The following is an 11,568-nucleotide window of genomic DNA, read 5'->3' as shown; positions in this document are numbered from 1 at the left end:
CTGTCAAATCCCTCCTGCAGTCCAGCGGCACAACCCGCTTGTAAAGACAAGTGCAACCGCTCCTCGGAAAAGGACTTCGCAAGTGCAACCTTTCCGTGCACAATCGCGCTCCCTTTTTCGGTTGAGTTGGGCGAAACGTCTATTTCGCCATTCTCAGCCTGTTGCAGTCTTGCGAGTGGAGCTTCACCCGGAATGAATGAGCAGGCCCCAAGCGTTGAACAACGCTTTGCAGAATCGACCCCCGCCACCCTTGGCAGCTGGTCGCGTCATGACACCACCTGGATGCTGGGCCTGTTCGGCACAGCGATCGGCGCCGGAACCCTGTTCCTGCCGATCAACGCCGGCCTTGGCGGCTTCTGGCCGCTGCTGATCCTGGCCATCCTGGCCTTTCCGATGACCTATTTCGCTCACCGCGGGCTGACCCGTTTCGTCCTTTCCGGGCGCAATGACGGCGACATCACCGAAGTGGTCAGGGAACACTTCGGCAGTACCGCCGGCGCCTCGATCACCGTGCTGTACTTCTTTGCAATCTTCCCGATCCTGCTTATCTATAGCGTGGCACTGACCAACACCGTGTCCAGCTTCATCGAGCACCAGCTGCACCTGGCGCCGCCGCCACGGGCCATCCTGTCGTTCGTGCTGATCCTCGGCTTGCTGGCCATCGTGCGCTGCGGGGAGCAGGCCACGGTCAAGGTCATGAGCCTGCTGGTCTACCCGTTCATCGTTGCCCTGGCATTGCTGGGCCTGTACCTGGTGCCGCACTGGACCGGTGGCATTCTCGACAGCGCCACCCAGGTGCCGCCGGCCTCGGCCTTCCTGCATACCCTGTGGCTTGCGATTCCGGTGATGGTGTTCTCGTTCAACCACTCGCCGATCATCTCCGCCTTCGCCGTCGACCAGAAGCGCCGCTACGGTGAGCATGCCGATGAGCGTAGCGGCCAGATCCTGCGCCGTGCCCACCTGCTGATGGTGGTGATGGTGCTGTTCTTCGTGTTCAGCTGCGTGCTCACCCTGAGCAGCGCCCAGCTGGCCGAGGCCAAGGCGCAGAACCTGTCGATCCTGTCGTACCTGGCCAACCACTTCAGCAACCCGACCATCGCGTTCGCTGCGCCGCTGATCGCCTTCGTGGCCATTGCCAAGTCGTTCCTCGGCCACTACATCGGCGCCAGCGAAGGCCTGAAGGGCATCATTACCAAGGCCGGCGCACGCCCGGGAGCCAAGGCCCTGGACCGCGTGGTTGCCGCGCTGATGCTGGTGGTATGCTGGATCGTCGCCACCCTCAACCCAAGCATCCTCGGCATGATCGAGTCGCTCGGTGGCCCGATCCTCGCGGTGCTGCTGTTCCTGATGCCGATGTACGCCATTCGCCGCGTGCCATCCATGCGCAAATACAGCGGTGCTGCCTCCAACGTGTTTGTGGTGGTAGTCGGCCTGGTTGCGCTGACCTCGGTGGTATACGGCCTGCTGGGCTGATACGCCATCCGCAAAAGTAATGCCCGGGGCGCTTGTAGCCACCCGGGCATTTTTTTGTCCACAAGAATTGTCCGGTAATAGAACAATTTCACTGCCCCCATAGGCACCCGGCCGCCTTCATGCTTAACTCAGTGTCCTTTTCAAACCCCGCATAAGGATTTCGTCATGGCTCAAGTGACTCTCAAAGGCAACCCGGTTCAGGTCAAAGGCGAGCTGCCGAAAACCGGCGCCCAGGCTCCGGCTTTCTCCCTGGTAGGTGAAGGCCTGGCTGACAAGTCGCTGCAAGACTACGCCGGCAAACGCAAGGTGCTGAACATCTTCCCGAGCGTCGACACCCCGACTTGCGCTACCTCCGTGCGCAAGTTCAACGCCCAGGCCAACGATGTGGCCAACACCGTGGTGCTGTGCATCTCCGCCGACCTGCCGTTCGCCCAGGCACGCTTCTGCGGCGCCGAAGGCCTGGACAACGTGAAGAACCTGTCGACCCTGCGTGGCCGCGAGTTCCTCGAAAACTACGGCGTGGCCATCGCCGATGGCCCGCTGGCCGGCCTGGCCGCCCGTGCCGTGGTGGTGCTGGACGAAAACGACAAGGTGCTGCACAGCGAGCTGGTTGGCGAAATCGCTGATGAGCCGAACTACGACGCAGCTCTGGCTGTGCTGAAGTAAGGGTTGTGGGGTAGGTCGGCTGAGTCCTGTACCGGCCTCTTCGCGGGTAAACCCGCTCCTACAGGTACGGCACAGGTTTCAAAAGCTGTGATATCCCTGTGGGAGCGGGTTTACCCGCGAAGGGGCCGGCACAGGCAACCGAAACCTTTCAGCCCGCCACCGCTCCAGGCAACACCCTGTAAACGGCCCGGAACCATTTCCGGGCCGTTTTCATTTAAAGTTCAACCCCTTGGCAACGTAAGGCAAAGGTAAACCTCTGGTAAAGGCGCTTTGCTAAAACGAAGCCAGTGCTTATCGTTCATCCTCCCCAAGTCGTCATTCCGAACAAGGTTCGTTCAACCCATGCAAGCGTCCAATTCCCGTTCCCCTCGTCGCTGGCTCGTTGGCCTGTTGATCCTGCTGCTGGTGGCTGCACTGGCCTGGTGGCTGTGGCCCGCAGCAGCGCCTGCGCCCAAGGAAGCCGGTGGCGGGCGCGGTGGCAAGGGCATGGGCATGATGGGCGGCCGCCCGGGCTTTGGTGGCTCCAGCGACCCTGTGCCGGTGCGCGTCGAGCCGGTGCGGGTGGGCGACTTCCCGCTTTACTACAAGGCCCTGGGCACAGTCACCGCGACCAACACCGTCAACGTGCGCAGCCGCGTGGCTGGCGAGCTGGTCAAGATCCACTTCAAGGAAGGCCAGCAGGTCAAGGCCGGCGACCTGCTCGCCGAAATCGACCCGCGCCCGTACCGCATCGCCCTGCAACAGGCCGAAGGCACCCTGGCGCAGAACCAGGCGCAGCTGAAGAACGCCCAGGTCGACCTGGCCCGCTATAAAGGCCTGTACGCCGAAGACAGCATCGCCAAGCAAACCCTCGACACCGCCGAAGCACAGGTGGCGCAGTTCCAGGGGCTGGTAAAGACCAACCAGGCGCAGGTCAACGACGCCCGCCTCAACCTCGATTTCACCCAGATTCGCTCGCCGATCAACGGCCGTGTGGGCCTGCGCCAGCTCGACCTGGGCAACCTGGTGGCGGCCAACGACACCACCGCGCTGGTGGTGATCACCCAGACCGAGCCGATCAGCGTTGCCTTCACCCTGCCGGAAACCGAGCTGAGCACCGTGCTGGAGCGCTACCGCAGCGGCGCCAGCCTGCCGGTCGAGGCCTGGGACCGCAGTGACAGCAAGCTGCAGTCCACCGGCGTGCTGGGCAGCATCGACAACCAGATCGACACCACCACCGGCACCCTCAAGTTCAAGGGCCGCTTCGAGAACAAGGACCTGGCCCTGTTCCCCAACCAGTTCGTCAACGTGCGCCTGCTGGCCGACACCCTCAAGCAGGTGACCATGGCCCCGGCGGCGGCCATCCAGTTCGGCAATGACGGCTCCTTCGCCTACGTGGTCAATGACCAGAACACGGTCAACATCCGCAAGCTCAAGGTTGGCGCCAGCGACGGCGAGAACAGCGTCATTCTCGAGGGCCTCAAGGCCGGCGACCGCCTGGTGCTGGAAGGCACCGACCGCCTGCGCGAAGGCACCAAGGTGGAAGTTGTCGAAGACAGCTCGCAAGTGCCGACCACCCCGGGCCAGCACCTGCAAGGCCAGGAAGCCAAGGGTTCGGCAAGCACTGGCGATGTGCAGCCCGGTCAAGCACAGCCTGGTAGCGCAGCAGGCAAGGCGGGCGCATGAACCTCTCGCGTCTGTTCATCCTGCGGCCGGTTGCCACCACGCTGAGCATGCTGGCCATCGTCCTGGCCGGCCTGATCGCCTACAAGCTGCTGCCGGTTTCCGCATTGCCGCAGGTGGATTACCCGACCATCCGGGTCATGACCCTGTACCCAGGCGCCAGCCCGCAGGTCATGACCAGCGCGGTTACCGCGCCGCTCGAACGTCAGTTCGGCCAGATGCCAGGCCTGGAGCAGATGGCCTCGACCAGCTCCGGCGGCGCCTCGGTGCTGACCTTGCGCTTCAACCTCGACATGAACATGGACGTTGCCGAGCAACAGGTGCAGGCCGCGATCAACGCCGCCAGCAACCTGCTGCCCAGCGACCTTCCGGCGCCGCCGGTGTACAACAAGGTCAACCCGGCCGACACCCCGGTGCTGACCCTGGCCATCTCCAGCAAGACCATGTCGCTGCCCAAGCTCAACGACCTGGTCGATACCCGTGTGGCACAGAAGCTCGCACAGATCAGCGGTGTGGGCATGGTCAGCATCGCCGGTGGCCAGCGCCAGGCGGTGCGGATCAAGGTCAACGTCGATGCCCTGGCCGCCAACGGCCTGAACCTGGAGGACGTACGCACCCTGATCGGCGCTTCCAACGTCAACCAGCCCAAGGGCAACTTCGACGGCCCGACCCGGGTGTCGATGCTCGACGCCAACGACCAGCTGCGTTCCCCTGAGGAATACGCCAACCTGATCCTGGCCTACAACAACGGTGCACCGCTGCGCCTGAAGGACGTGGCCGAAATCGTCGACGGCGCGGAAAACGAGCGCCTGGCTGCCTGGGCCAATGAAAACCACGCGGTGCTGCTGAACATCCAGCGCCAGCCGGGCGCCAACGTCATCGAAGTGGTCGACCGCATCAAGGCCCTGCTGCCGTCGATCACCGACAACCTGCCGGCTGGCCTGGATGTTTCGGTGCTCACCGACCGCACCCAGACCATCCGCGCCGCGGTCAAGGACGTGCAGCACGAACTGCTGATCGCCATTGCCCTGGTAGTGATGGTCACGTTCGTCTTCCTGCGTCGTTTCAGCGCCACCCTCATTCCGTCGATCGCCGTGCCACTGTCGCTGATCGGCACCTTTGGCGTGATGTACCTGGCCGGCTTCTCGGTCAACAACCTGACGCTGATGGCCCTGACCATCGCCACCGGTTTCGTGGTCGACGATGCCATCGTCATGCTGGAGAACATTTCCCGGCACATCGAGGAGGGCGAGACGCCCCTGCAAGCAGCGCTCAAGGGCGCCCGGCAAATCGGCTTCACCCTGATCTCGCTGACCTTCTCGCTGATCGCGGTACTGATCCCGCTGCTGTTCATGGCCGATGTGGTCGGCCGCCTGTTCCGCGAGTTTGCCATTACCCTGGCGGTGGCCATCCTGATTTCCCTGGTGGTATCGCTGACCCTCACGCCGATGATGTGCGCGCGCCTGCTCAAGCGCGAGCCCAGGGAAGAGGAACAGGGGCGCTTCTACCGCGCCAGTGGCGCCTGGATCGACTGGCTGATCAGGCACTACGGTAGCGCCCTGCAGTGGGTCCTCAAGCGCCAGCCGCTGACGCTGCTGGTGGCCGTGGCCAGCCTGGCGCTCACCGTATTCCTGTACATGGTGGTGCCCAAGGGCTTCTTCCCGGTACAGGACACCGGGGTGATCCAGGGCATTTCCGAAGCGCCGCAGTCCACCTCGTTCGCCGCCATGAGCGAACGCCAGCAGGCGCTGAGCAAGGTGATCCTGCAGGACCCGGCGGTGCAGAGCCTGTCGTCCTACATTGGTGTCGATGGCGACAACGCCACGCTCAACAGCGGCCGCCTGCTGATCAACCTCAAACCCCATGGCGAGCGTGATGTCACTGCCAGCGAGGTGATCAACCGCCTGCAGCCGCAAGTCGATCGGCTGGTGGGCATCCGCCTGTTCATGCAGCCGGTGCAGGACCTGAGCATCGAGGACCGGGTCAGCCGGACCCAGTACCAGTTCAGCCTCTCGTCGCCCGACGCCGACCTGCTGGCGCAGTGGAGCGGCAATCTGGTGCAGGCGCTGCAGCAGCGCCCGGAACTGGCCGACGTGGCCAGCGACCTGCAGGACAAGGGCCTGCAGGTGTACCTGGTGATCGACCGCGACATGGCCGGCCGCCTGGGCATCAGCGTGTCGCAAATCACCAACGCCCTGTATGACGCCTTCGGCCAGCGTCAGATCTCGACCATCTACACCCAGGCCAGCCAGTACCGCGTGGTGCTGCAGTCGCAGGATGCGGCGGTGATCGGCCCGCAGGCGCTGGAGTCGATCCACGTCAAGGCCACCGATGGCGGCCAGGTGCGCCTGTCGGCGCTGGCGCGCATCGAGCAGCGCCAGGCCCAGCTGGCCATTTCCCACATCGGCCAGTTCCCGGCGGTGACCCTGTCGTTCAACCTGGCCCACGGCGCATCGCTGGGCGAGGCGGTGCAGGTGATCGAGCAGGTGCAAAAGGACATCGGCATGCCGCTAGGCGTGCAGACCCGCTTCCAGGGCGCGGCGGAGGCGTTCCAGGCATCGCTGTCGAGCACCTTGCTGCTGATTCTGGCGGCGGTGGTGACCATGTACATCGTGTTGGGTGTGCTGTACGAGAGCTACATCCACCCAGTGACCATTCTTTCGACCCTGCCGTCGGCGGCGGTCGGCGCCTTGCTGGCCTTGCTCATCAGTGGCAACGACCTGGGCATGATCGCCATCATCGGCATCATCCTGCTGATCGGCATCGTCAAGAAGAACGCGATCATGATGATCGACTTCGCCCTCGAGGCCGAGCGCCAGCAGGGCATGAGCCCGCGCGATGCCATCTACCAGGCGGCGCTTTTGCGCTTCCGGCCGATCCTGATGACCACCCTGGCCGCGCTGTTCGGCGCCGTGCCGCTGATGTTCGCCACCGGTTCCGGCGCCGAGCTGCGCCAGCCGCTGGGCCTGGTGATGGTCGGCGGGTTGCTGGTCAGCCAGGTGCTGACGCTGTTCACCACCCCGGTCATCTACCTGTACTTCGACCGCCTGGCCCGCCGCTGGCGCCCGGCCACTGACGTGAAGCAGGCCGAGGCATGAACCTGTCCGGTCCTTTCATCCGTCGCCCGGTGGCGACCATGCTGTTGAGCCTGGCGATCATGCTGCTGGGCGGGGTCAGCTTCGGCCTGCTGCCGGTGGCACCGCTGCCTCAGATGGACTTCCCGGTGATCGTGGTGTCGGCCAACCTGTCCGGCGCCAGCCCGGAAGTGATGGCGTCCACCGTGGCCACGCCGCTGGAGCGCAAGCTGGGCAGCATTGCCGGCGTGACCACCCTGACCAGCAGCTCCAACCAGGGCTCCACGCGGGTGATCATCGGCTTCGAGATGGGTCGCGACATCGACGGTGCGGCGCGCGAGGTGCAGGCGGCGATCAACGCCACCCGCAACCTGCTGCCCAGCGGTATGCGCAGCATGCCCACCTACAAGAAGATCAACCCGTCGCAGGCACCGATCATGGTGCTGTCGCTGACCTCGGATGTGCTGCAGAAAGGCCAGCTGTACGACCTGGCCGACACCATCCTGTCGCAGAGCCTGGCCCAGGTGCCCGGGGTAGGGGAGGTGCAGATCGGCGGCAGTTCGCTGCCGGCGGTGCGCATTGCCGTGGAGCCGCAGTTGCTCAACCAGTACGGCCTGTCGCTGGATGAAGTGCGCACTGCCGTGTCCAACGCCAACCAGCGCCGGCCGATGGGCTTTGTCGAGGACGCCGAGCGCAACTGGCAGGTGCGCGCCAACGACCAGCTGGAAAGCGCCAAGGACTACGAGCCCGTGGTGATCCGCCAGCAGAACGGCACCATCCTGCGCCTGTCCGATGTGGCAACCATCACCGATGGCGTCGAGAACCGCTACAACAGCGGCTTCTTCAATGACCAAAGCGCGGTGCTGCTGGTGGTCAACCGCCAGACCGGCGCCAACATCATCGAAACGGTCGACCAGATCAAGGCGCAGCTGCCGGCCCTGCAGTCGCTGCTGCCGGCCAGCGTGCAACTGAACGTGGCCATGGACCGTTCGCCAGTGATCAAGGCAACCCTCAAGGAAGCCGAGCACACCCTGCTGATCGCCGTGGTGCTGGTGATCCTTGTGGTCTACCTGTTCCTTGGCAGCCTGCGTGCCTCGCTGATCCCCAGCCTGGCGGTGCCGGTGTCACTGGTGGGCACCTTCGCGGTCATGTACCTGTGCGGTTTCTCGCTCAACAACCTGTCGCTGATGGCGCTGATCCTTGCCACCGGGCTGGTGGTGGACGACGCCATCGTGGTGCTGGAGAACATCTCCCGGCACATCGAGGACGGCCAGCCGCCGATGAAAGCGGCCTTCCTGGGTGCCAGGGAAGTGGGTTTCACCTTGCTGTCGATGAACGTGTCGCTGGTGGCAGTGTTCGTCTCCATCCTGTTCATGGGCGGCATCGTGCGCAACCTGTTCCAGGAGTTCTCCATCACCCTGGCGGCGGCGATCATCGTGTCGCTGGTGGTATCGCTGACCCTCACACCGATGTTGTGTGCCCGCTGGCTCAAGCCGCACCAGGCCGAGCAGACCCGCCTGCAGCGCTGGAGCGACCGGTTGCACCAGCGCATGGTCGGCGCCTATGACCGCAGCCTGGGCTGGGCCTTGCGCCACAAGCGCCTGACCCTGTTCAGCCTGCTGGCTACCATCGGCATCAACATCGCCCTGTACGTGGTGGTACCCAAGACGCTGATGCCGCAGCAGGATACCGGCCAGTTGATGGGCTTCATCCGCGGCGACGACGGCCTGTCGTTCAGCGTGATGCAGCCGAAAATGGAAGTGTATCGCCGGGCCTTGCTGGCCGACCCGGCGGTGCAGAGCGTTGCCGGTTTCATCGGCGGCAACAGCGGCACCAACAACGCCTTCGTGCTGGTGCGCCTGAAGCCGATCAGCGAGCGCAAGATCGACGCGCAGAAGGTGATCGAGCGGCTGCGCAAGGAAATGCCCAAGGTACCAGGCGGGCGCCTGTTCCTGATGGCCGACCAGGACCTGCAACTGGGCGGCGGCGGCCGTGACCAGACCTCGTCGCAGTACCTCTATACCCTGCAAAGCGGCGACCTGGCGGCGCTGCGCGAATGGTTCCCGAAAGTGGTGGCGGCGCTGCGTGCACTGCCGCAGCTGACAGCCATCGACGCTCGCGATGGCGCCGGCACCCAGCAGGTGACCCTGGTGGTCGACCGCGACCAGGCCAAGCGCCTGGGCATCGACATGGACATGGTCACCACGGTACTGAACAACGCCTACAGCCAGCGGCAGATCTCCACCATCTACGACAGCCTCAACCAGTACCAGGTGGTGCTGGAGATCAACCCGAAGTACGCCTGGGACCCGAGCACCCTCGAGCAGGTGCAGGTGATTACCGCCGACGGGGCACGCGTGCCGCTGTCGACCATCGCCCATTACGAGAACAGCCTGGCCAACGACCGGGTCAGCCATGAAGGCCAGTTCGCCGCTGAAAGCATCGCCTTCGATGTCGCCGAAGGCTACAGCCCCGACCAGGCCATGGCGGCGCTGGAGCGCGCGGTGGCCAAGCTGGGCTTGCCTGAGGAAGTGATCGCCAGGCTCGGCGGCAGTGCCGATGCCTTCGCCAAGACCCAGGAAGGCCAGCCGCTGATGATCCTTGGCGCGCTGGTGCTGGTCTACCTGGTGCTGGGCATCCTCTACGAAAGCTACATTCACCCGCTGACCATCCTCTCGACACTGCCCTCGGCCGGCGTCGGTGCCTTGCTGGCGCTGTACGTCACCGGTGGCGAGTTCAGCCTGATCTCGCTGCTGGGGCTGTTCCTGCTGATCGGCGTGGTGAAGAAAAACGCCATCCTGATGATCGACCTGGCCCTGCAGCTGGAGCGCCACCAGGGGCTGACACCGGAAGAGTCGATCCGCCGGGCCTGCCTGCTGCGCCTGCGGCCGATCCTGATGACGACCCTGGCGGCCATTCTCGGTGCCTTGCCGTTGCTGCTGAGCCACGCCGAAGGCGCGGAAATGCGCCAGCCACTGGGCCTGACCATCATCGGCGGCCTGGTGTTCAGCCAGATCCTCACCCTTTACACGACACCGGTGGTCTACCTGTACCTGGACCGCCTGCGTCACCGTTTCAACCGTTGGCGTGGCGTGCGCACCGACGCCGCCCTGGAAACCCCGCTATGACTTTTGCCCAGACCCCACTTCACCGTGCCCTGCAGACGCTGACCCGTGGGCGTGGCTCGCGCCTGCTCGGCGCCGGGTTGTGTGTCGCCTTGCTCAGTGCCTGCACCCTGAGCCCGGACTACCACCGCCCGGAGCTGAGCAGCACGGCGCAGTTCAAGCATGCCGAAGGCTGGACTCAGGCCGCGCCGTCCGATGCCATCGCCCGCGGCGCCTGGTGGGAAATCTACGGTGATGCCGGGCTCAATGCGCTGGTCGAAGAGCTCAACCGCAGCAACCAGACCGTGGCGCAATCGGAGGCCCAGTACCGTCAGGCCCAGGCGCTGGTGCGCAGCAGCCGGGCGGCACTGTTCCCCAGCCTGGACCTGAGCGTCGGCAAGAACCGCTCGGCCCAGGGCACCGGCAGCTCCAGTTCGAGCCTGTCCAACAACAGCAGCGGCATTCGCAACACCTACAACGCCCAGCTCGGTGTCAGCTGGGAAATCGACCTGTGGGGCAAGCTGCGCGAGGCCCTCAACGCCAACGAAGCCAGTGCCGAAGCCAGCCTGGCCGACCTGGCCTCGATCCGCCTCAGCCAGCAGTCCGAACTGGTGCAGAACTACCTGCAGTTGCGGGTGATCGACGAGCAGAAGCGCCTGTTGGAAGCCACCGTGGCAGCTTATGAACGTTCCCTGCGGATGAACGAAAACCAGTACCGCGCCGGTGTCGCCGGCCCGGACGCGGTGGCCCAGGCGCGTACCCAGCTGAAAAGCACCGAGGCTGATCTGATCGACCTGGTCTGGCAGCGCGCACAGTTCGAGAACGCCATTGCCGTGTTGCTGGGCAAGGCCCCGGCCGACTTCGCCCTGGCCGACAGCAAGGCCATTCCGGCGCTGCCGCAAATTCCCGTGGCCTTGCCCTCGCAGTTGCTGGAGCGGCGCCCGGACATCGCTGCGGCCGAACGCAACGTGATGGCTGCCAACGCCAACATCGGCGTGTCGCGGGCGGCGTACTTCCCGGACCTGAGCCTGAGCATGAGTGGCGGTTACTCCAGCAGCAGCTTCAGCAACTGGATCGAACTGCCCAACCGTTACTGGTCGGTGGGCCCGCAACTGGCGCTGACTTTGTTCGACGCCGGCAAGCGCAGTGCCGAGGTGGACCGCACGGTGGCGGTGTATGACCAGACCGTGGCGCAGTACCGCCAGACCGTGCTTGACGGCTTCAAGGAAGTGGAAAACCTGCTGGTACAGTTGAAGGTGTATGGCGATGAAGCGGTAGTGCGCCAGGAGGCACTGGATGCCGCCCGCGAGTCGCTGCGCCTGACCGAGAACCAGTACCGCGCCGGGCTGATCGGCTACCTGGATGTGGTCAACGTGCAGACCACGGCACTGAGCAACGAGCGCAGTGTGTTGAACCTGCTGCAGGGGCGCCTGGTCGCCAGCGTGCAACTGGTTGCCGCGCTGGGTGGTGGTTGGCAGGCCGAACAGGCGTTTGCCGAGCAGGACTGAATCGACCTGCGGTCGCGCCCCCCTGTAGGAGCGGCCTTGTGTCGCGATCGGGCCGCAGAGCGGCCCCAGAACGTTGTGTAC

At 64.7% G+C, this 11,568-nt stretch carries 6 protein-coding genes; all 6 read left to right on the top strand.

Annotated elements, in window-relative coordinates:
• Positions 1–192: 192 nt before the first annotated feature.
• Positions 193–1,473, top strand: a complete 1,281-nt coding sequence (locus R9B85_RS01715) for a serine/threonine transporter (protein ID WP_112252585.1) — start codon at positions 193–195, stop codon at positions 1,471–1,473.
• Positions 1,474–1,638: 165 nt separating this feature from the next.
• The gene (gene tpx, locus R9B85_RS01710) at positions 1,639–2,139 is read left to right on the top strand and encodes a thiol peroxidase (protein WP_347932196.1); all 501 of its coding nucleotides are present in this window, start codon (positions 1,639–1,641) and stop codon (positions 2,137–2,139) included.
• A 342-nt stretch (positions 2,140–2,481) separates the two neighbouring features.
• On the top strand, positions 2,482–3,804 hold the full coding sequence (locus R9B85_RS01705; RefSeq protein WP_207878872.1) for an MdtA/MuxA family multidrug efflux RND transporter periplasmic adaptor subunit: 1,323 nt from the start codon (positions 2,482–2,484) through the stop codon (positions 3,802–3,804).
• Positions 3,801–6,899 (top strand): MdtB/MuxB family multidrug efflux RND transporter permease subunit, encoded by a 3,099-nt coding sequence (locus R9B85_RS01700; protein ID WP_423770765.1) that lies wholly within the window; start codon positions 3,801–3,803, stop codon positions 6,897–6,899. The genes R9B85_RS01705 and R9B85_RS01700 overlap by 4 nt, the downstream gene beginning before the upstream one ends.
• Complete coding sequence (locus tag R9B85_RS01695) at positions 6,896–10,003, top strand: efflux RND transporter permease subunit (RefSeq protein ID WP_112252582.1); 3,108 nt, start codon at positions 6,896–6,898, stop codon at positions 10,001–10,003. Before R9B85_RS01700 ends, R9B85_RS01695 begins: the two co-directional genes overlap by 4 nt.
• A complete protein-coding gene (locus tag R9B85_RS01690) occupies positions 10,000–11,487 on the top strand; it encodes an efflux transporter outer membrane subunit (protein ID WP_313855265.1) in 1,488 nt (495 codons plus the stop codon). The genes R9B85_RS01695 and R9B85_RS01690 overlap by 4 nt, the downstream gene beginning before the upstream one ends.
• The last annotated feature ends 81 nt before the right edge of the window (positions 11,488–11,568 follow it).

Source organism: Pseudomonas sp. NLJ1 (assembly GCF_049486705.1).
Classification (GTDB): Bacteria; Pseudomonadota; Gammaproteobacteria; order Pseudomonadales; family Pseudomonadaceae; genus Aquipseudomonas; species Aquipseudomonas inefficax.
This window is presented reverse-complemented; position numbering and strand designations above follow the sequence as displayed.